Here is a 22,745-nt window from a genome sequence, read left to right on the forward strand (position 1 = left end):
ATTAATTCAAACGATCTAAGTCCTGTTAGAAAAGGCAATGACCCTATAGCAACAAATACATTTCCTACCACCTGTATTTGGTAAATCGTAAACAAATGACCTCCCTTCATGACAGTTGAAACAACTTACTATCTAATAGGGATCATCTTATAATTTCCTTAAGTTTTTATAGTGTGATAATAGAGGGTTTGTAGAGGGTTCATAGAGGTAAAGCTCTATAAATCCTCTACAAACCCTGCCTTTAAGCTATTAAATATTCCTACTAAAATCTAACAAGATTCAAAGGTGTCTCTCATAAGATTCCCAGCAAATCTATATGTCTATCTAAGAGAGGTAATGCGTCCAAAACTTAAGACAAAAAAAAGAGCATAAAATCTATTTATGCTCTTTTTTTCAATCTTCATCGCATCAAAGCTACTGATTGAAAATAGATATTTTTTAATGTGACAAGGTAGGTAGCCTAACGGGCGATCATCTTGATTTCAAATAGCGTATTCCAAAGTTTTCCAGTGACAAACAATCTTTTACCTGCTTGATCATAGGCGATACCATTCAACTCATTATCGTATTGTGCATGCTGATAGATCCCAACTAAATTAATTCGACCTTCTACGATTCCAGTTTCAGGATTTATAATAGCAATAACATCCTTTTCATATACATTGGCATACACTTTACCATCAATATACTCCAGTTCATTTAGAAAATTCACCTGACCATTTTCGTCATAAACATCAACAGAACTCATTTCTTGCTGTGTATTCGGATCTAAAAAATATAATTTATTGGATCCATCAGACTTAATTAATCTTTTGCCATCGTAGGTTAAGCCCCAACCTTCTTTACTATCCTTATAAGGAAAAGTTTTCTCCAGTTCAAAACTTGATTTATTAAGAACAAAACCTTCCATATTTTTCCATGTCAACATCACGATTTTATCTCCCATGATGGTCATTCCTTCACCAAAATATTTTTCTGAATCAAACTCTTTTTTCTGTAGCACTTTACCAGTTTTTAAGTCAACGCGTCTCAAGGAGGTAAGTGTACCTCCGCCACTACCTGTTGACTCATACAAAAACCCATTTTCATATTGTAACCCTTGGGTAAATGCTGTCGTATCATGTGGAAATTTATTGACAATTTCGAACCCATATTCTTTTGGAGCTGGTGGCACTATAGTGATGTATGCGTTTGCACTATCAATACTTGTTCCTTGATATACCTTTGCAGAAATATTGCGTGTACCCAAGGCTAAGTTCTTACTGTCTACCTGCACTGCAGAAGTATCTTTTCCAGAAGCAACCATCTTATCATCGATATAATATACAACCGAGTCCAGATCAGGTGAATTAAATTTGAGCTGAAATTGAATTGGATCACCTAGCTGAATTGATTGGCTAGCATCGGGTTTAGCAAACTCCAGTTTACCTGACTTCTTCGTTTTACAGGCACTTAAACCAAGTACTAAACCTAAGAGGATATAGGTTGTTTTTTTCATATTAAATCTACTTTTATTCATTCCAAAACGCATCTTTGATGTGTTCTAATTGTATGTTATCTTTATCTGTGATGAGAACTGATATAATGTCAAAGCGAATTTCTCCAGTCACATCATATTTTTTCAAATATACATCTGCAGCTCTTGTCAATTTTCGTTTCTTCTGCCAGTCAACAAACTCAAACGGTTCTCCGTAATCAAGCTTACGACGAGTTTTTACCTCAACAAAAACTAAAATACCGGCATCTCTGACTATCAAATCTACTTCTAAATTCTTATATCGCCAATTTCTTAACAAAATTTCACACCCTAAATCCTGCAGAAATTTTTCCGCATAAGACTCTCCTAATTTGCCGAATTCAAGATGCTTGGCCATACTTTACTTGACTACGGTATTTCCGAGTAATCCTCCTAACATCTTCTCGGCATCTTTAAGTTTTTGATATTTGAAAATTAAAACTTCGACATTCGCGTCATCCTTTTCCGTCTTTAGCTCTTCACGGATCTTGACCATTTCACGGGTTATTTTACGTTTTTTGATGCGGTAAATCGAAGTGATAACAAGCACTTTTAAATGCTCATATTCTTGAGTTACATAGATTTTACGTTTATCATCATTCCAGTTTTCACTCAGATTGTACTTGGACGCAACACAGTTAATAGCAAGCTCAGCAACAGCAGCGTCTTGATTAGAGTAAAACTGCTTAGCCTCCGGTATTTCAAATTTTTCAACCGCCTCACGATAAACATTTAAGATAAAAGCTGCGGCCTTGTCCTCAAAATTGACATCAGCGATATTACTTAGTAAAACCCCTGCTACTGGTATATCTCCGTCCCCTTCCCAGGTCGCCAGATAGTCGCCATAATTGATAAGAATCCGTATAATTTCACGTTCTTGAAGTATTTCTGAAGTAATCTGCTGCGCAGGTGTCTCTGGTGCCAGCGGCGCGGCACCACCTCTTTCTTCATCGGTCATGAAAAAATCTGCAGGAGGTCCATCCATTGGTGGAGCCCCTGCCCCCATAACCGGAGTACTCTTCTTAGTGAAATCCTTATCTGCTTTCTTAGATTTTGAAATTCGGATCTTATTTAATTCTGAAAGTAAGATTCGCTCTTCAATATCCAATAAATTACTGCACTCCCGTATAAAAACTGAAACTTTAATTTCATCCGGAATCAATGCGATACTCTCAACGACATCACGGATCACCTCTGCCCTTTTTATCGGATCATTATTGGTATCGCGAAGTAAAATTCTAGTTTTATAAAAAATAAAATCTTGTTGATTCTCTTTGATATAGGACTTAAATACGGAAGAACCATAAGTCTTTACATACGAATCGGGATCATTACCATCTGGGAAAAGCAAAATCTTAACATTCAAACCTTCCTCCAGCAACATATCCGTTCCCCGAAGAGAAGCTTTAATCCCAGCTTCATCTCCATCATAAAGAATTGTTACATTTTTTGTGAAGCGCGCAATAAGTCGAATCTGTGCTGTCGTCAATGATGTACCTGATGAAGATACCACATTTTCTACACCTGCTTGATGGGTAGATATTACATCTGCATATCCTTCTACCAAATAGCAGTTATCCTCCTCCATAATTGCTTTTTTCGCAAAATTGAGTCCATAAAGCACATCTGACTTATGGTAGATATCACTCTCTGGTGAGTTTACATATTTGGGAACTTTCTTATCTGTCTTTAATGTCCTTCCTCCGAAACCGATTACTCTTCCAGTCAAATTATGGATAGGAAACATAACACGTCCGCGGAAACGATCGTATAAGCTTTTATCATCGCGCTCGATCGCAAGCCCAATTTCCTTCAGATAGTCGGGATGAAAACCCGCTTTGGTCGCTGCATCAACAAGTGCAGTCCAATTATCGGGGGAATAGCCCAATTCAAATTTTTTGATGATATCTTCCCGATAGCCACGTTCCTTAAAGTAGTGCAGGCCAATAACCTGCCCCATCTCTGTGGTCCACATTTCATCTTTGAAAAATTTACTGGCCCATGCGCTCAACACATATAAACTTTCTCTCTTATCTTGAGCCGCTAACTGTGCTGGCGAGCGTTCAACCTCTTCAACCTCTATACTGTATTTATTAGCGAGGTATTTAATGCCTTCCGGATAAGAAAATTTCTCTAGTTCCATCACGAACTTCAACGAATCTCCTCCAACCCCACATCCAAAACATTTATAGATTCCTTTGGAAACAGAAACGTGAAAAGATGGCGTCTTCTCATGATGAAAAGGACAGTTACCAATAAGCGATGTACCCCTCTTTTTCAAGTCTACAAAATCACCTACAACCTCCTCTATTCGAGCAGCATCCAACACCTTATCTATTATCTCTTGCTTGATCAATTTCGTATCCTTTTATAATCAGTAAATTTAATAAATATATAAGCAATTACAACATCAAATTCATCGGCATTTCTGCTATCCAAACTAAATATTTTACTATTTTTGCAATACCATAAGAATGCTGAAATAGAAAGCTATGTCATTTAATATCAAAAAAATCTGTTGTATCGGTGCTGGATATGTAGGCGGACCGACGATGTCTGTTGTTGCCCAACAATGTCCTCATATCCAAATCACCATTGTTGATGTCAATGTCGAACGTATTGCGGCCTGGAATGACGAAAATTTGGATAACCTTCCGGTCTACGAACCAGGGCTGACAGCGATTGTCGCTGAGGCAAGGGGTCGTAATCTATTTTTCTCTACTGATGTTGATAAAGCTATAGATGAAGCAGATATGATTTTTATTTCTGTCAATACCCCTACCAAAAACTACGGCAAAGGAAAAGGGATGGCTGCTGATCTCAAATACATTGAATTATGTGCGAGACAAATTGCTTCTGTTGCAAAAACAGATAAGATTATTGTCGAAAAATCTACTTTACCTGTGCGTACTGCAGCAGCATTAAAAAGTATTCTCGACCATACAGGCAATGGTGTTAATTTTCATATCCTATCCAATCCAGAATTTTTAGCCGAAGGTACTGCTATTCAAGACTTATTAGCCCCGGACCGCGTGTTAATTGGTGGAGAAAATCAAGAAGCAATTGATACGCTCGTAAAAATTTACCAAAATTGGGTTCCTGACACTAACATTTTGACGACTAACTTATGGTCTTCGGAATTATCTAAATTGACGGCAAATGCCTTTTTGGCACAACGCGTTTCATCGATAAATTCGATCTCTGAACTCTGCGAAAAAACAGGTGCCAATGTGGATGAAGTTTCTAAAGCAATTGGCATGGATACCCGTATTGGTTCAAAATTTTTAAAGGCATCTGTTGGGTTTGGCGGTTCCTGTTTTCAAAAGGATATTTTAAACCTTGTGTATATTGCAAGAAGTTATGGTCTGAATGAAGTCGCAGATTATTGGGATCAGGTCATCATCATGAATGATCACCAAAAACAGCGCTTTGCAGATAATATCATCCAAACTTTGTACAATACAGTATCAGGAAAGAAAATTACATTCTTGGGATGGGCTTTTAAAAAGGATACAAATGACACTAGAGAATCTGCAGCTATTTACGTTGCTGATTACTTATTAAGTGAACAAGCTGAAATCACGATATACGACCCTAAAGTCACAGCCGAACGTATCTACGCTGATCTCGATTATTTAAATACAAGAAGTCCTGAAGAAAATAGAGCACTTGTAAAGGTCGTAAATGATCCCATTCAGGCATGCCAAGACGCCCATGCTATTGCTGTGTTAACGGAATGGGAGGAGTTTAAAAACTATGACTGGTACACCATAAAACACCAAATGAAACGACCCGCTTTTATATTTGATGGCAGAAAACTGTTAAACAGAAAGTACCTGGAAGATCTAGGATTTAAATATTATGCTATCGGTGAATAAGTCTATGCATTTCTGTAATAAAAAAAGGGTTGTTTGAAAACAACCCTTTTTTATTTACCAATTTTTTATGTATTGGGTTCGAGAGAAGTCCGAATATTATTTATTTGATTCGTATATAAATTAACATCGGACTTTAATAGTGCCTGTAAAGCCTTTTAAAAGAATAGAAGAAGAAAGTGGAAAAGGCCTACAGGACTTTTTATCTTTAGCTGGACATCATCTGATATATTTCGCTCATGTAAGTGGATTCTGACAGTGCATCCGAAAAATCATTCCATTCGGTTTCATTAAAAACAAAAACAATTTCTGGACAAGGTGTATCAATCAATACGCGCATATCACCATCAGGAAAGCTAAAATAGTTCCCTTTCACATTACTTCTCATCGTTGCGGAAACAAAGGACTCAAACTGAAGATAACCTAAACTTAATAGGAAAGAGTCTTGCCAGATATAAAATGTTTTACACTTCGTGCAATAACTGATATGAGATTTGCCTTTATGGCTGAGAACGACTGATTGACACATATGATTCGCTTTATTTAAAACATGACACCTTGTATGTATTTAGACTAATTATAAATAATAATCAAATGTAAAGATTAATTCCGAATCTGACGAATAAAAAAACAAAAAAAGGAGCAAAAATAATTTTGCTCCTTTTTTTGTTTTTTTTTGTGTTTAATTCAAGCCACGCTTAATTAACAAATATTTCGGATCTGGATCCGCTCCTCTAAATGTTTTATACATTTGTGCAGGATCTCCTGTATTTCCTTTTTCTAAGATATTACGACGAAATGAATCTGCTGTTGGCTGATCATACAATGACTTTTCTTTAAAAGCTGCAAAAGCATCTGAGTCTAATACCTCCGACCAGATATAGGCATAATAGCCCGCCGAGTACCCACTGGCAAAAATATGTTGGAAATAGGTACTTCTGTAACGTGGTATTATTGCATCAATTAAACCAATCTTCTTCATAGCTCCTTTTTCAAAATCATTGATATCTCCAGTAATAGGTGATGTCGTTGCATGATAGTTCATATCTAATAAAGAAGCTGCCAAATACTCTACAGTCGCGAAACCTTGATCAAACGTTCCAGCCTTCTCCATTTTAGCAATTAAAGAATCTGGAATTGCTTCTTTAGTTTTATAATGCTTTGCATATTCTTTCAATACTTGTGGATCTGCAGCCCAATTTTCCATAATCTGAGATGGGAGCTCTACAAAATCTCTTGAAACAGATGTTCCTGCTAGACTTTTATATTTTACATTCGATAATAAACCATGTAAAGCATGTCCAAATTCATGAAACAAAGTACTCGCTTCATCAAAAGTTAATAATGCCGGTTGGTCACCAACAGGTTTTGTGAAATTACAAACGATCGAGATTACAGGAGCATTACGCTTTCCTTCTGTTTTACTTTGATTACGGTAAGATGTCATCCATGCACCACTTCTTTTAGATTCGCGAGGAAAAAAATCGGCATATAATATACCTAAGTGAGAGCCATCTTTGTCTTTTACTTCGTACACCTCAACATCTTTTTGGTATACAGGAACGTTGTTTAAAGCAACGAACGTCAATCCATATAATTTATTAGCGACAGCAAATGCGCCTTCTCTTACTGTAGGCAAACTAAAGTAAGGTTTGATTTCATCTTCGTTTAATGCGAATCTTTTTTTACGGATAATCTCTGTATAGTATCTCCAGTCATAAGGGGCTACTTCAAAATTACCCCCCTCTGCTTTTATCTCTTTATTGATATCAGCAGCTTCGCCTTTTGCTTTATTAAGTGCCGGAGTCCATAATTTATTTAACAATGCATATACATTTGCGGGATTTTCAGCCATAGATTCTTCTAAAACAAACGCTGCATGAGATGCATAACCCAATAATTTAGCTTTTGCTAATCTAAGATTTGAAATCTTGCGTAAGTTTTCTTTATTATCAGTAGCATCATCATGATTTCCTTGTGTTTGGTATGCTTCCCAGATTTGTTTTCTTAATTCTCTGTTTTTAGCGTATTGCAAGAATGGCATAATAGAAGGATTCTGCAAAGTAAAAACCCATTTTCCTTCTTTACCCTTAGCTTTTGCATCTTCAGCAGCCGCTGATTTTAAAGCCTCTGATAGACCTTCTAATTGTGAAGCACTATCGACAACCAATTCAAAAGCTTTAGACTCAGTCATCAAATTCTGTCCGAATTGTAATGTTAATGACGATAATTCAGAATTAATTTTCTTCAATTTCTCTTTATCAGCATCTTTTAAGTTAACTCCCGCACGAACAAACGATTTATAGGTCTCTTCCAACAATTTATTATCTTCACTATCTAAACCTAACGATGATTTCTTAGACCAAACAGCTTTTACTCTTTCAAATAATTTCGCATTTAAAGAAATTTCATCATTATGTGCAGACATAATGGGCACTAATTCTTTAGCAATTGCTTTTATACTATCGTTAGTATTTGCCTGATTCAAATTATAAAAAACGGTAGATACATTACCCAATAATTTTCCAGCATTTTCTAATGCAACAATGGTATTGGCAAATGATGGATCTTCGGAATTATTTATAATTGTATCAATCTCTAAATTATGCACCTTAAGCGCTTCTTCAAAAGCGGGTTTAAAATGTTCATCTTTAATTTTATCAAATGGAGGAACATTAAATGGAGTATCGTATGCTAATAATAGCGGGTTATCTGTCATTTGTTTATTTTGTTCGCAACCAACAAAGGCTGTTGCCACAATTAAAAAAAATGGCAAAAGTCGTTTTTTCTTCATTATATATCTTTTTATTCTCGCAATAATTTGGGCAAAGTTACAAATATTTGTGTAAGTAATACTTTTTAGAAAGATCAAAATAAGTATTGTATATTTATCACAATATTGTAATAACCAGAAAAGTACTGAAACTATTTTATAATTTTGTTGTCTCATAGCATAAATCTTCATTAATGAATAATATCAATCATTTTTTCTTGTACTGCGCAGGTGTACATGAAGAGACATTAAAAAAATATCCGCAAGAACATAATAAGTATGTGGCTATTGGTGCTACCATTTTCTTCACGGGTCTTTTTGCCTCCCTTTCTGGTGGCTATGCTATGTATTTTGTTTTTAGTGGAACCTATCTAGATTGGCTTTTAGCAATTGTATTTGGTATCATATGGGGTCTAATGATCTTCAATATGGACCGTTATATTGTATTGAGTATTAATAAATCGAAAACAGGTGGCTTTCAATTCTTACAGGCTTTACCACGGATATTACTTGCCATATTAATTGGTATCGTTATTTCAAGACCTTTAGAGCTTAAAATTTTCGACAAAGAAATAAGAGAAAATTTAAAGACAACCTATATTGCCAATGAACGAGCTAAGATAGACAGTCTAAATATTATTTTTAACAAAAAATATACGTTTGATCTCACTCAACTTAAATCACTTACCACAGAAAGAGATTCCCTTGATGCAAGAATCAAAGCCGATCGACAAAAGCTCAACTTTGAAATCTTCGGTAATAAAACAACCGAAACATCTGGTGTAGTAGGATACGGACCATATGCAAAACGAAAAGAACTTGAATTAGAAAAATCAACAGTATATCTTGACAGTTTACGTAGCTCAATTATAGCTAAAGAGCGCTTAATACTTGACAAACAAAAAGCGGAAGGTATATTAAATCAAAAAGGGCTTTCAAATGCCAGTTTGGATAGCGCTGTTAATCTGGCTGGATTTGCTGACCGAAATTCAGCCCTTGGAAACCTTAAGTTTAAAGCTAACGGACAAGTGGATGAAGCAACTGCAAATGCGGTTACTTTCATCGGATTACTTTTTATTTTCCTTGAGTGTTTACCGGTATTCGTTAAGCTTCTTTCAGGAAGAGATGCTTATGATAAGGCGATCTACAATCAACGCATAATCGATGAATATGAATCGGATGCTTATACCGTTACGGAGAAAGCTGCTATAGACCATTTAAAAGATGCTTCTATCGATATATCGATCAATAAAAGACTTAAGAAAATGAACGAAGAAATATTTGGAATCAATTTGCTTATTTGCCTTAGCACCTAATTTCTTCAGATTCTCCACGCGCTTAATCACATTACCAGCGCCGAAAGATAGTTTTTTAGAAGCATCTTCATGGCTTTTCAATGCTTTTTGCAATTGTGCCTGTACTTGATCCATATCTGTTAAAAATCCGTGGAATTTGTCATAAAGTGCTCCGGCTTCCTTGGCAATTTCAATAACATTACGTGTCTGTCTTTCTTGTTTCCAGATACTAGCTATGGTACGTAAGGTTGCTAAAAGCGTAGATGGGCTTACAATTACGACCTTTCTATCCCATGCATCACTAAAAAGATCTGGTTTTTCGGAAACCGACATACTCAAAGCAGATTCTATCGGCATAAAGAGTAAGACAAAATCTGGAGATTCAATACCATACAATTCATGATAATTTTTTGCAGAAAGGTCTTTGACATGATTTTCCACAGATAAAATATGCTGTCTTGCAAAAACAGCACGATCGATATCATCTTCTGCATTTACCCAACGCTCGTAAGCTATCAAAGAAACTTTCGAATCGACAATCAGATGTTTATTTTCGGGCAAATCAATAATGGCATCGGGTTGCATTCGTCTCCCATCAATATCTGTAAATGATGCCTGCAATCTAAATTCACGATCCTTCACAAGCCCCGAGCGTTCCAGAACACGTTCTAAGATTACCTCGCCCCAATTTCCCTGTTTCTTTGCGTCACCTTTAAGAGCACGCGTCAAGTTGGTCGCTTCATCCTTAATCCGCAAACTTTGCTCCATCAGCTGTTGCACCACACCTTTCAAAGAGTTTCTTTCTGCGGCTTCCTGCGAATAAGTTTTATCCACTTTCTCTTCAAAAAGTTTGATTTTTTCTTTTAAAGGATCTAAGATCAATCCAATGGACTTCGAATTGGTTTCTGTAAATCGAAGTGTCTTTTCTTCTAAAATTTTATTGGCAATGACCTGAAACTCGGTATTAAATTGGCTTTTAATAGCAGCAATCTCCACTTTCTGCTCCTGAAACTTATCTTGCTGCGCCTCATAAAAAGAACGCGTGCTCTCTAAAGAACGTTCAACGATCAGTACATGCTCCCGTTCTTTTTCCAGTTCATCACGCAACATCGCCCGCTCTTGCAATAAACTCTGTTCACGTTGCTGCACTTTTGCCAGTTCTATTGCCATTAATTCCTTCTCCTGTCTCCACTGATTATCATCTTGATGTGAATCCTTCTTTTTCAAAGAAATTACAATTAGAACAACTAATAAAATGATAACGATAATAATATACACTGTTTCCATAAATTCACTTAACTAAATAAAAAATGGTCTTTTCAGACCATTAAAACTACTGTAACTTTTGATGAGTTCGCCACCAAAGGTCAGGCATTTCACCTGTAACAGCCATCTGATAGTCCTCATATCGACAAGGAACCAAATGATACCTTTCATTAACAGAACGTGACCCAAAATATGGAACTTGCATCCACCAGCGATCTGATTTTTTACTTTTAACAAATACCAATTCATGTTCCTCATTTTCCAGGGTCGTTCTATAGATAATATAAGACGATTTTGGTAATAAAGGGGTATCCTGCTTACGGTTATAAAAGCCATCTATAAAGCACCAGATCATCTGGGATACCAACATGGCTGTTTGCTGCATGGGATCATAAGATGGGTTAAATTCATAGAACCCGATTGAAGAACATTTATCTGACATCCCTGCGTAACGTGCAATCTGGCAGGCTTCATCGCCAAATAAACCATTTGGCATTGCATTCGCATTGCCCGAAGCTTCAGAAGCACGGATAGCTCCAATATCAAAACTAACCATATCAGCGGCTCGCACCAGCGGTTCAGATTGATCCATTCGACCGGCTATTGCACCGAGCCTAGTAGCATTGAAGAATAACTTATCGTACATATTCAACGATTCTTTACTTACCAAATAGGTCTGATATGCAATATTATTTAAATTAAATAAGTAATCGGGTTCGTGCAGAATAATATGGTTCAAATATGATCTTGAATCCAGTGCAACCTGTTCACCACTTTCCTGGTTCAGATCAAATCGACCATCTATTACGGCCACTTCCACCTTTTGCCCCAGATTTTGATAGCCTAAGTATTGTGCATAGGTCAGATCCTGACCACCACCAATTATTATGGGAACGATATCATCGGCTAATAATTCTTCCACAACTGCTCTAAGTGCTGCGTAAGTATCTTTTATCGTTGCCCCCTCTTTAATATTACCGAGATCAACAGCGTTGATTGCATAATCCCCTTGGTAAAGCTGATACAAATGTTTTCTTATCGCATCAGGAGATTTTGCACAGCCCTGATTATTAACAGCAGCACGATCTTCTTCTACGCCAATTATAGCCAATTGTGGCTTATCGTCTTTATCCCAAGTCGGAAATTGATTGTCATAAAAACGAACAACATTGCCAAGTTGCGAACGAAAAAATCCTTCTTCAGGAAATAGCTTTTGGGTAACAATCGGACTAAAAAAAACGGATAATGACATATGATGAATTTGTGTTGACGGTAATCAAAAATTAAAACCTTGCCTTAGACAAATATCCATTTATTAACTTACTTTTGAAAACATTATTTTTAACGTTATCTTTAACATGTGATATTAATAACAGGAGGAACCGGATTTTTAGGGGCTACATTGATCAAGCAATTGATCGATTTAGGAATTGATGTGATAGCTACGAAACGCTCAAACTCGATAATTCCAGAACAGCTATTATCATCGTCTTTAATCCAATGGATTGACGCTGATATTTGTAACTACTTTGATCTTGAAGAAGCATTCCAAAATATCACTGAGGTGTACCACTGTGCCGCTGTCGTATCTTACCAAAAACAAGATGCGGTGAACATGAAAAAAGTAAATGTTGAAGGGACCGCTTATGTTGTCAACCTTTGTCTAGCACATCAGGCCAGACTTGTTCATGTCAGTTCTGTTGCTGCATTAGGATCCAGTAAAAATCAAGCTCCTGTTAGTGAAAAAGACTATTGGGAATATGAGTCTTCGTTATCCAACTACGCAATTTCAAAATATGAAAGTGAAATGGAAGTTTGGAGAGGTATTGCGGAAGGTTTAAATGCTGTTATCGTAAATCCATCTGTTATCATTGGAGCTTCCTCTGGTGCAAAAGGTTCCGGTGCAATATTTTCATTAATCAATAAAGGATTAAAATACTACCCAACAGGTACTGTTGGTGTGGTTGATGTTGAAGATGTGGCTTCCATTATGCGCAATCTAATGGCACTAAAAAATATTTCAGGAGAGCGTTTTATTATCAACAATGTGAACCTCAGCAATAAGGAACTACTGGAGAAGGCAAGTGCCTTGATGGGTAAAGCAGCTCCTAAAATAGCAATCCCTCCTGCTGTACTGATGATCGCAGCTACGCTAGCGACTGCAGTTGCATCGATAAAAAAGGAAAAATCGACCCTTACAAAAGATAGCGCTAGGGCTTCTAGCGAGAAGCTAGCCTATACAGATGCAAAATTACAACAGGCATTAGCTTTTGAATATAAACCTTTAGAAACGACCTTAAAAGAGATAGCTGTACGCTATAACTGACAATAAATAATCTAATCCTAAACTCAAACTAAACCGTGAAAAATTATTACATCATTGATTTTGACAGTACCTTTACGCAAGTAGAGGCTTTGGACGAATTAGCAAAAATTTCGCTAGAACATCATCCTGACAGGGAAAAGATATATCTTGAAATTGAACGCTACACCAATCTTGCAATGGAGGGTAAACTTTCATTTCGTGAAGCATTAGCTGGTCGTGTCCAATTACTACAAGCAAATAAAAGTCATCTCGACAAACTTATTACACACCTGAAAAAGAAAGTCTCTACTTCATTCTCAAGAAATAGAGAGTTTTTTAAAAAAAATTCGGACACCGCTTGGATTGTATCTGGAGGATTTAAAGAGTTCATTACGCCAGTTGTTATTCCTTATAATATCAAAAAGGAAAATATCTACGCGAACACCTTTATATTTGATGAGCATGATAATATCATCGGATTTGACGAATCAAATCCTTTATCGGATGAAGGCGGTAAAGTAAAATTACTACAGGAATTAAAAATAGATGGTACTATTTACGGCATCGGTGATGGGTATTCTGATTTTCAATTAAAAGAATCCGGGCTTATTGAGAAATTCTTTGCATTTACTGAAAATATTTCCAGAAAAACTGTCACTGAAAAAGCGGATTTTATTACACCTAGTTTTGATGAATTTCTATATGTCAATAATTTACCCCGCGCTATTTCCTACCCTAAAAATCGGATTCTTTGTCTGATCGTCGGAGAGGTTCCTGAAATTGCTTCTCATATATTAAAAAGAGATGGATTTTCTGTGCGCACAAAAGACACTTTTGAAGAAAAGTATACAAAAGACGTCGGCATGCTTTTACTTGGAAAAGATATCTCTGTTTCTGAAGATCAATTATCCCGTGCCGATAAGCTCAAAACGATTGGCGTTTTAGGTGATGCAAAAAATCATCTTAACAAAGATATTTGCAATGCAAAAGGCATTGTTGTTTTTGATGACAAAAAAGACAAAAAGAGAAACGCCGAATTTATTCCGAGAAGAATGGCCGACTTCATTAATAATGGAGATACCTACATGAGTCGCAATTTTCCAAATCTATTGCTTCCTAAAGTAAAAGATGTTACACGTTTACTTCATATCCATAAAAATGTACCTGGTATCATGGCGCAGATTAATCTTGTCTATGCTCAAAATGATATCAATATCATATCTCAATTTCTGATGACTAAGGCTGATATAGGCTATGCTGTCACGGATATCAAAGGTGAATATGACCGGGATTTAATCAAACAACTTAAAAAAGTTCAGAATACCATAAAATTTCGAATTTTATATTAAAATAAAAGCGGGAACTTATAGTTCCCGCTTTTATTTTAATAATAATATATTGTTTTTGGTGTCACACAGACATCCAAAGGAATATCGTGCGGATCGATGTCCTCGATTATCGCTATAGGTTCAAAAAATGAAAGACCGACCTTTTTAACATCAGGTCTGCATAAAGATAAAAAGCGATCGTAATAACCTTTTCCATATCCAATCCGATTCCCAGCCTTATCTGAAATTAATAAGGGAACCAGCACCATGTCAATACTCTTTTCGTCAACATAAACTCCTTCTACCGGTTCGAGTATGCCCCATTGATTATGAGCTAATGCCAACTTATCATCATAAATATAATGACTCATCACATTAGACTGTAAATTCGATTTGGAGATAACAATTTGAATCTCCGGAAACTTTTCCTGCAAATATGAAATGAGTAGCAGCGTATTAGGTTCATGAAATTTCAGTATTGGCAAAAAGACATGACAAAATTTCACGTTTTGCCATTCCAAACGCTTTAAATTTTCTAACAGACCCAAATTTAGATCAATCTCTTCAGACGGAGCTAATCGCGATCTTAAATGCCGATAATATGTCCTGAGTTCATTTTTGGTCATCATAATAGAAAAAAAAACGGCCTTGCAGCTGGGTGCTAACAAGACCGAATAATCAACCTAAACCTAAATCTTAATATTATTTAACACGCTCGATGTAATCACCTGTTTGCGTATCAATTCTTACTTTATCTCCTTGATTAATAAAAAGAGGTACTTTAATTTCAACTCCAGTTTCCACTGTTGCATTTTTTAATGCATTTGTTGAAGTATCTCCCTTTACTGCAGGCTCTGTGTATGTTATTTCTAATTCAACACTTTTAGGAGCATGCGCCATAATTGCTTCATCACTTTCAAATGCTACAATTACGTTCATACCCTCTTTCAAGAATCGTGCCGAAGTTCCAAACAAGAACTTAGGGATATTAAACTGTTCGTAAGTGGTATTGTCCATTACAACGAAAAAGTCTCCCTCCTCATATAAATATTGATAATCGTTTGTTTCAACACGAGCAATCTCAACACTTTCGTCAACTCGAAAACGGTATTCTACTAATTTACCAGTTTTCACATTACGCATTCTCGCTTGATAGAAAGCACGTAAATTACCTGGTGTACGATGTATAAATTCCTCAACAGCGACTAACTCACCGTTGAATCTTAAAACATTTCCTGACTTAACGTCTGATGCTTTTGCCATGATTTAAACTTTTATAATTATTTTCTGAGTCACAAAACTACAAAATCTAATCTTTTAATAAAAATCTAATAATTATCAACTTTTATAATCTGAAATAGACAGGGTCTGGTCACAAAAATTATATTCCTTCTCTTGGTTGGAACAAATGATAAACAATCGATCTGCACGCTTTGTTTTATCAACCAATTCTAAGTACCATCCTTCACCTGCGGTATCCAAATTACTAGTTGGTTCATCCAATAACACGAAAGCAGAATCACTGCAACAAGCTAAAGCCAATTTGACACGTTGCTTCATTCCTGAGGAAAAAAATTTCAGTTCTTTGTCTATTGCATTTTCCAGGCCTAATAAGTGTACAACCTCAGGTTCACTATATCCGCTTAGATAATTCTTAAATTTAAAATGAAATTGTATTTGCTCTCGTAACGTAAATTCTTCTATTAATTCTACATAGGGCGTAGCGAGCGAAAGATATTGAAAAACCGACTCAACATCCACTGCTTTATCATTCATTTCATAATAAATACTTCCAGCGGAAGGCGCTAAACTTCCCGAAAGCACTTTTAACAAAGTGGACTTTCCTGAACCATTAGGTCCAAGTATGGCGTATGACTTTCCGGATTCAAACTCATATGTAATATGTTTAAAAATCCATTCCCGATTATAACGCCGACCTACATCTGTTAAAATAATTTTCAAATGATCTAAAATTAGACAGCCCTTTGATTAAATCCTTTAATAACACCTCGATTAGAGTTGCGGATAAAACCTAATATCTCGTCACGAATTTCAGTTGCCTGAAATTCAGCCTCAATGATCGCCGCCGCTTTTGTTAAATTTCTATTTTGAACAAATAGAACACGATAAATATTTTGAATTTCAGCAATCTGCTCTTCTGAGAAGCCTCTTCTCCTTAATCCAACAGAATTTATACCTGCATAAGAAATAGGCTCACGTGCCGCTTTGATAAACGGAGGTACATCTTTTCTTACTAATGTACCACCTGTCACGAAAGCATGCGATCCAATGGTACAGAATTGATGAACTGCTACCATACCTGCCAAAACTACATAATCTCCTACGGTAATATGTCCCGCTAGTGTACTGCTATTTGAAAATATGCAGTAATCACCGATTGTACAATCGTGTGCAATATGACTATATGCCTGAATAAGGCAATTTTTTCCAATTACTGTTTTAAATTTATCTTTTGTTCCTCTATTGATAGTAACGCATTCGCGAATAGTAGTATTATCCCCAATCTCAGCAGTTGTAATTTCACCGTCGAACTTCAAATCTTGAGGTTCACCTGAAATAACTGCTCCTGGATAAATTTTACAATTTTTACCAATACGTGCCCCATCCATAATTGTCACATTGGAACCGATCCACGTTCCCTCCCCAATAACTACATCCCTATGGATAGTAGCAAATGGTTCTACAACAACATTTTGAGCAATCTTTGCTTCTGGATGTATATAAGCTAACGGCTGTATCATCTCTACTATTATTTTACTTTCACAATCTGAGCCATTAACTCAGCTTCGCAAACAACTTTTTCACCTACCATAGCTACACCTTTCATTTTAGCAATGCCTCTGCGGATAGGTTCCGTCAAATCGCATCTAAAAATAATCGTGTCACCTGGACTTACCTGCACTTTAAATCGTGCGTTTTCAATTTTTAAAAATAACGTCAACCAGTTCTCCGGGTCAGGAACAGTATTCAATACTAGAATACCACCTGTCTGTGCCATCGCTTCAATTTGCAATACCCCAGGGAAAATTGGCGCCCCAGGAAAATGCCCCATGAACAAGTCTTCATTCATTGTAACATTTTTCAGGCCAACTACATGATTTTCTGTTAATTCTAATATTTTATCAACCATTAACATCGGTTGACGGTGAGGTAAAATCTTCATAATCTGCACTGTATCATATACAGGAGTCATATTTGGATCGTACACCTTAATCTTTTTTGTATTTTTATCCTTGCGGATTTGCTCTTTGATTTTCTTTGCAAAAGCAACGTTAGCGGCGTGACCAGGTCTTGCTGCCATAACATGTCCTTTCAATGGTCGACCAACTAAAGCGAGGTCACCCACCATATCTAATAACTTATGACGAGCGGGCTCATTCTGATGACGAAGCTGAATATTGCTCAAGATACCTTCTTTTGCAACAGTAACATCATCACGGTTGAACAAATGTGATAATTTCTTCAATTCCTCAGGAGATGTTTCTTTATCAACGATAACGATCGCATTGCTTAAATCGCCACCTTTGATCAAACCATTATCAACCAACATTTCTAATTCATGTAAAAAACAGAAAGTTCTTGAAGAAGATATTTCTTTTGAAAAATCTTCAATGGTATTAATAGCAGCATGCTGACTTCCTAATACAGGCGAATTAAAATCAATCATACACGTTAAACGGTAACCATCTAGTGGCATTGCCATGATTTCTACCTTACGTTCAGATTCTATATAATGTATGGCATGCTGAATTTCAAAATAATCACGATCAGCTTCTAACTCTTCGAAACCAGCTTCCTCAAATTTATCAATAAATATGGCTGAACTACCATCTAAAATAGGTACTTCGGGTCCATCAATTTCAATTAATACGTTATCAATCTGTAAACCTACCAGAGCAGCCATTAAGTGTTCAATAGTACTCACACTTGCGCCATTTTGAGAAATCGTTGTACCTCTCGATGTATCTGTGACATTATCAGCATCAACCAGTATTTCTGGCTGACCTTCTAAATCAATTCTTTTAAACTTATACCAATGATTTTCAGGAGCTTGCTTTATTGTCATAGATACAGTTTTACCTGTATGTAAACCGACTCCAGATATGACCACATCTTGCTTGATGGTTCTTTGTTTTACATTCATTTCTAACATATATTTAATCAAAAACGACCAAAAGGTTCTTTTAAGATTTCAAATTTTCCTTTAATAATCGCTCCAACTCCCTGACACGTTTTTCAAGATCAGGTAATTTCGCATAAATGACTTGCGATCTCATATTGGATTGAAAACCCAATACAGGGCTCCCCGCCCACTTTTTATTCGCTTCGGTAATCGATCTATTGATTCCGGCTTGAGCCTGTACCTGACTTTTGTCAGCAACAGTAATATGGCCTACAATACCAACCTGGCCACCCAAAATTACGTTTTCACCGATCTTACTACTTCCAGAAACACCCGTTTGAGCGGCAATTACAGTATTCTTTCCTAATTCTACATTATGGGCTATTTGAATCAAGTTGTCCAGTTTAACACCTTTATGTAATATTGTAGATCCCATTGTAGCACGGTCAATAACCGTATTGGCACCAATTTCGATATCGTCTTCAATAATCACGTTACCAATTTGAGGAACCTTAGCATAGGTACCATCATCCTGCGGAGCAAATCCAAAACCATCAGAACCAATTACAGTTCCAGAATGCACAGTAACATTATTTCCCAGCACACAATCTTGGTATATCTTAACGCCAGGAAATAAGGTCGTATTGTCACCGATAATCACATTATCACCAATATAAACCTGCGGGTAAATTTTAACATTTTTACCGATTTTTCCACCTTTGCCAATATAGACAAAAGCTCCGATATAACCATCCTCACCGATGGTAGTAGTATCATGTATATATGACGGTTCTTCTCTGCCTTTTCTATCCAGGCGAACTTCATTATAGATGTTCAATAATGTAGAAAATGCCGTATAAGCATTTTTTACGCGGATCAACGTTAAAGTTGATTTGGGGGCTGATAATAATTGTTGATCTTCATTAACAATTACAATAGAGGCATTAGTCTCATATAAAAATTGCTCATATTTAGGATTCGATAGAAATGAAAGATCCCCTAAAGAAGCTTCTTCTATTTTCGCTAAATTTGAAACTTCTACATCAGGATTCCCCTCTATCGATCCATTTAATAAGGATGCTATTTGTTGAGCAGTAAATTGCATGCTACAAAGCTATGTTTTTTTATTATATTTTAATTATTTTTTAGCTGGAATTGCTATATATCCAAGCTCTTTGGGATAACACAGTACAAACTTCTGCACTTTTTTTGCTAACGCCTCTAAATTCGACAAATCTGATGCTTCAGCAATATCGCTAATCTCACCTGTCTTCATCAATATCTTAATCGGGTCATTGTGGCTATCATAAGCACTGTTCTGAATTTCCTGGGTGAAAACGTAATATTGCAATTCGTCATCACTTACCTGAAAATATTCTTTAACGCGACGATAAACCTCATCCATCAATTCTTTTGAGAAAGGCATATTACTCATAATGGTCCGATACAATTCACGGCTCATCAATTTCTGACACATCATACGCAAAATAGAATCTTCATGATGGGCCCATGTCTTAATACCAGACATAATATCAGTATCATCCAAAAGTGTAAACCAGTCCAAGTGTAAAGCATCTTCTAAAAAATTGTTCTTATCAATTTTTTGAGTCAAAAACCAGTTAAATGCTGGTGTCGCGAACAATGTGTTGCCACTACTTGCTAATTGCTTTGCCCGTTGCAGTATTTTGATTAATAACTGTTCTGCTCCCACTACGGTTTTATGGAGATATACCTGCCAGTACATTAATCGACGCGCTATTAAAAACTTTTCAACCGAGTAAATTCCTTTTTCTTCTATAACGATCTGATCATCAACCACAGCTAACATAGCTATAATTCGATCATATGAAATAACGCCTTCTGATACTCCTGTGAAAAAGCTGTCTCTATTTAGATAATCCATTCTGTCAGCATCCAATTGACTGGAAACTAACTGATGGAAAAATTTTCGGTGATATTTATTATTAAAAATAGTAATGGCCAGATCAAGCTTTCCTCCGAACTCATTATTGATACGGTCCATTAAAAGAGAAGATAGTAATTCATGCGAAACCCCATCTATAATCGTATGTTCTAAAGAATGAGAAAAGGGGCCATGGCCAATATCATGCAGCAAAATAGCCGCAAGTGCCGCCTCTTTCTCTTCCTCACTGATATCGACACCTTTACCTTTTAGCGTATCAATCGCCAACGACATCAAGTGCATAGCTCCTATCGCATGTTGAAAGCGGGTATGCAGCGCTCCAGGATACACCAAATGGGTCATACTGACTTGCTTAATATAGCGAAGTCGTTGCAGATAAGGATGCTGTATAAGCTCAAAAATCAATCCCGATGGAATGGAAACAAATCCATAGACAGGATCATTTAATATTTTTTTCTTATTCAATTTATGAATGCATTTCTTCTAACATATAGCGCCAAAACAATAGCTAACTTTAATTGTTCATCAAATGAGTTAAAGATGAGCCAGTTTATTTTCCTGTCCTAGGAGTTAAATTATAAATACAAATATAATTAGTTTAAGTGGTTAACAAGTGTTAAAAATAATAGGTAAAGCTCCTTTTTTATTTAAGTTCGTATAGTTTAAATGAAAATATCAAAAAAAGTGATTATTACTCCAGCTACCTAAACACTAAAACAATTGGAATTTAATCGATTTTGATTATAGCAAATATTACAATATGCAAAAAACACATATACTTTGGGCTGATGATGAAATTGATTTTTTAAAACCTCATATACTCTTATTAGAAGAAAGAGGCTATAAAGTCAAAACAGTAAATAATGGAAATGATGCGGTGGATGCTTTTAAAGAAGGTGTTTTCGACCTAGTATTTTTAGATGAAAATATGCCGGGTTTAACAGGTTTAGAGACATTAGCAATCTTAAAATCCATTAATCCTACCGTACCTACTGTACTGGTCACAAAAAATGAAGAAGAACATGTCATGGAGGATGCCATAGGCTCTAAAATTGACGATTATCTTATAAAACCCGTTAACCCGAAGCAAATTCTCCTGACTATCAAAAAACTGACGGAAAACAAGAGACTTGTTAACGAGAAAACATCGATGGCATATCAACAGGACTTTAGAAACCTTGGTATGGTATTAAATGATGATCTGAATTATCAACAATGGTCCGAGGCATATAAAAAGCTGATCTATTGGGAGCTTTCGCTCGAGAAACTTGAAGATGCGGGCATGCATGAAATCTTGACAATGCAAAAATCGGAAGCAAATGTTCAATTCTGCAAATTTATCGAAAAGAATTACTTGAATTGGATGAAAGCTCCAGATCAAGCTCCAATACTTTCGCATCAATTATTTAAGAAAAAGGTATTTCCGCAATTAACGGAAGATAAACCTACATTTTTCTTTTTAATTGACAATTTGCGTTACGATCAATGGAAAGTGATCAACGAAGTAATCACCGATTATTTTAGACTAGAGGAAGAAGATACTTACTACAGTATTTTACCGACCGCGACGCAATATGCCCGAAATGCAATTTTCAGTGGACTGACGCCTTTAGAAATGGAAAAGCGATTTCCAAAAATGTGGCAGAACGATGAAGATGAAGGTGGTAAAAATTTATATGAAGACAAATTTTTAGAAGACCAAATCAACCGTGTTTACCGGAAACCTATAAAACACTCCTATACAAAGGTCTTAACCTTAGATCAGGGGAAAGATGTCGTGGACAATCTGAGCAATTTAATCCAGAACAATCTGAATATATTAGTCTACAACTTTGTCGATATGCTTTCGCATGCAAGAACAGATATGGCTATGATTCGCGAATTGGCAAACAATGAAGCGGCTTACCGTTCTTTAACCCTTTCATGGTTTGAACACTCGCCCCTATTTGAAGCCTTGAAATGGCTGTCCCAGCGTAATGTTCGAGTGATCATCACAACAGATCATGGAACAATTAAAGTAAAAAAACCGAGCAAGATTGTTGGTGACCGTAATACAAATACCAATTTACGCTATAAACAGGGGAAGAATCTAAATTTTATTGACAAGGACGTGTTCTTAATTAAGAATCCACATGACGCTCAATTACCAAAGTTGCACATGAGCTCCTGCTTTGTCTTTGCAAAAGAGGATTCATACTTTGTATACCCAAACAATTACAATCAATTTGTCAATTATTTTAATGAAACTTTTCAGCATGGGGGTATTTCATTGGAAGAAATGATTATTCCTTTCGCTACTTATACTTCCAAATAAGTAAT

The 22,745-nt window shown here is 36.2% G+C and carries 19 protein-coding genes; 5 read left to right on the top strand and 14 right to left on the bottom strand.

Translation table 11 applies throughout. The features are described from left to right. Positions 1 to 460: 460 nt before the first annotated feature. Genes HCX49_RS19355 through dnaG form a run of 3 tightly spaced genes read right to left on the bottom strand, consistent with a single transcriptional unit; the run spans position 461 to position 3,872 of the window. Positions 461 to 1,498, bottom strand: a complete 1,038-nt coding sequence (locus HCX49_RS19355) for a glutaminyl-peptide cyclotransferase (protein WP_132771614.1) — start codon at positions 1,496 to 1,498, stop codon at positions 461 to 463. A gap of 13 nt (positions 1,499 to 1,511) precedes the next feature. Then, entirely contained in the window at positions 1,512 to 1,874 is a 363-nt protein-coding gene (locus HCX49_RS19360) for a YraN family protein (protein WP_132771615.1), read from the bottom strand. Positions 1,875 to 1,877: 3 nt separating this feature from the next. After that, entirely contained in the window at positions 1,878 to 3,872 is a 1,995-nt protein-coding gene (gene dnaG, locus HCX49_RS19365) for a DNA primase (protein ID WP_132771616.1), read from the bottom strand. Positions 3,873 to 4,008: 136 nt separating this feature from the next. On the opposite strand from dnaG, the gene HCX49_RS19370 reads away from it, so the two are divergent. Further along, positions 4,009 to 5,394 (top strand): nucleotide sugar dehydrogenase, encoded by a 1,386-nt coding sequence (locus tag HCX49_RS19370; protein ID WP_132771617.1) that lies wholly within the window; start codon positions 4,009 to 4,011, stop codon positions 5,392 to 5,394. A gap of 205 nt (positions 5,395 to 5,599) precedes the next feature. On the opposite strand, the gene HCX49_RS19375 is transcribed toward HCX49_RS19370, so the two are convergent. Further along, positions 5,600 to 5,920, bottom strand: a complete 321-nt coding sequence (locus HCX49_RS19375) for a hypothetical protein (RefSeq protein WP_031286983.1) — start codon at positions 5,918 to 5,920, stop codon at positions 5,600 to 5,602. 153 nt (positions 5,921 to 6,073) lie between these two features. Then, positions 6,074 to 8,185, bottom strand: a complete 2,112-nt coding sequence (locus tag HCX49_RS19380) for a M3 family metallopeptidase (RefSeq protein ID WP_132771618.1) — start codon at positions 8,183 to 8,185, stop codon at positions 6,074 to 6,076. 173 nt (positions 8,186 to 8,358) lie between these two features. On the opposite strand from HCX49_RS19380, the gene HCX49_RS19385 reads away from it, so the two are divergent. Further along, on the top strand, positions 8,359 to 9,480 hold the full coding sequence (locus HCX49_RS19385; RefSeq protein WP_168127918.1) for a DUF4407 domain-containing protein: 1,122 nt from the start codon (positions 8,359 to 8,361) through the stop codon (positions 9,478 to 9,480). Here the strand turns inward: HCX49_RS19385 and rmuC are convergent. Together rmuC and HCX49_RS19395 are read right to left on the bottom strand one after the other, a co-directional pair. Continuing rightward, the gene (rmuC, locus tag HCX49_RS19390) at positions 9,382 to 10,746 is read right to left on the bottom strand and encodes a DNA recombination protein RmuC (protein ID WP_168127919.1); all 1,365 of its coding nucleotides are present in this window, start codon (positions 10,744 to 10,746) and stop codon (positions 9,382 to 9,384) included. The genes HCX49_RS19385 and rmuC overlap by 99 nt on opposite strands. 46 nt (positions 10,747 to 10,792) lie before the next feature. Beyond that, positions 10,793 to 11,977 (bottom strand): formimidoylglutamase, encoded by a 1,185-nt coding sequence (locus tag HCX49_RS19395; protein ID WP_021191860.1) that lies wholly within the window; start codon positions 11,975 to 11,977, stop codon positions 10,793 to 10,795. 108 nt (positions 11,978 to 12,085) lie between these two features. Here HCX49_RS19395 and HCX49_RS19400 point away from each other — a divergent pair, with 108 nt between their 5' ends. Both HCX49_RS19400 and HCX49_RS19405 read left to right on the top strand, forming a co-directional pair. Beyond that, positions 12,086 to 13,051, top strand: coding sequence for an NAD-dependent epimerase/dehydratase family protein (locus HCX49_RS19400; RefSeq protein WP_021191861.1), 966 nt, complete (start codon positions 12,086 to 12,088; stop codon positions 13,049 to 13,051). Positions 13,052 to 13,086: 35 nt separating this feature from the next. Then, a complete protein-coding gene (locus HCX49_RS19405) occupies positions 13,087 to 14,379 on the top strand; it encodes an HAD-IB family phosphatase (RefSeq protein ID WP_021191862.1) in 1,293 nt (430 codons plus the stop codon). Positions 14,380 to 14,414: 35 nt separating this feature from the next. On the opposite strand, the gene HCX49_RS19410 is transcribed toward HCX49_RS19405, so the two are convergent. The 7 genes from HCX49_RS19410 to HCX49_RS19440 form a co-directional block, all read right to left on the bottom strand. Next, positions 14,415 to 14,987, bottom strand: coding sequence for a 5-formyltetrahydrofolate cyclo-ligase (locus HCX49_RS19410; RefSeq protein WP_237682853.1), 573 nt, complete (start codon positions 14,985 to 14,987; stop codon positions 14,415 to 14,417). A 73-nt stretch (positions 14,988 to 15,060) separates the two neighbouring features. Then, positions 15,061 to 15,621 carry an elongation factor P gene (gene efp, locus HCX49_RS19415; RefSeq protein WP_021191864.1) on the bottom strand — a complete coding sequence of 187 codons (561 nt, stop codon included), beginning with the start codon at positions 15,619 to 15,621 and terminating at the stop codon, positions 15,061 to 15,063. A 75-nt stretch (positions 15,622 to 15,696) separates the two neighbouring features. Then, positions 15,697 to 16,320, bottom strand: a complete 624-nt coding sequence (locus tag HCX49_RS19420; RefSeq protein ID WP_132771620.1) for an ATP-binding cassette domain-containing protein — start codon at positions 16,318 to 16,320, stop codon at positions 15,697 to 15,699. A gap of 11 nt (positions 16,321 to 16,331) precedes the next feature. Then, on the bottom strand, positions 16,332 to 17,120 hold the full coding sequence (lpxA, locus tag HCX49_RS19425) for an acyl-ACP--UDP-N-acetylglucosamine O-acyltransferase (RefSeq protein WP_021191865.1): 789 nt from the start codon (positions 17,118 to 17,120) through the stop codon (positions 16,332 to 16,334). Positions 17,121 to 17,128: 8 nt separating this feature from the next. Next, positions 17,129 to 18,523: a bifunctional UDP-3-O-[3-hydroxymyristoyl] N-acetylglucosamine deacetylase/3-hydroxyacyl-ACP dehydratase gene (locus HCX49_RS19430; protein WP_183916341.1), complete on the bottom strand. Its 1,395-nt coding sequence runs from the start codon at positions 18,521 to 18,523 to the stop codon at positions 17,129 to 17,131. Between the two features lie 40 nt (positions 18,524 to 18,563). After that, positions 18,564 to 19,607 (bottom strand): UDP-3-O-(3-hydroxymyristoyl)glucosamine N-acyltransferase, encoded by a 1,044-nt coding sequence (gene lpxD / locus HCX49_RS19435; RefSeq protein ID WP_021191866.1) that lies wholly within the window; start codon positions 19,605 to 19,607, stop codon positions 18,564 to 18,566. 33 nt (positions 19,608 to 19,640) lie between these two features. Beyond that, the gene (locus tag HCX49_RS19440; RefSeq protein WP_168127920.1) at positions 19,641 to 20,891 is read right to left on the bottom strand and encodes an HD domain-containing protein; all 1,251 of its coding nucleotides are present in this window, start codon (positions 20,889 to 20,891) and stop codon (positions 19,641 to 19,643) included. 295 nt (positions 20,892 to 21,186) lie between these two features. Between HCX49_RS19440 and HCX49_RS19445 the strand changes: the two genes are divergently transcribed. Next, positions 21,187 to 22,740 carry a bifunctional response regulator/alkaline phosphatase family protein gene (locus HCX49_RS19445; protein WP_168127921.1) on the top strand — a complete coding sequence of 518 codons (1,554 nt, stop codon included), beginning with the start codon at positions 21,187 to 21,189 and terminating at the stop codon, positions 22,738 to 22,740. Positions 22,741 to 22,745 lie beyond the last annotated feature (5 nt).

The sequence above is a fragment of the Sphingobacterium sp. B16(2022) genome (assembly GCF_012030425.1).
GTDB classification, from domain to species: domain Bacteria; phylum Bacteroidota; class Bacteroidia; order Sphingobacteriales; family Sphingobacteriaceae; genus Sphingobacterium; species Sphingobacterium anhuiense.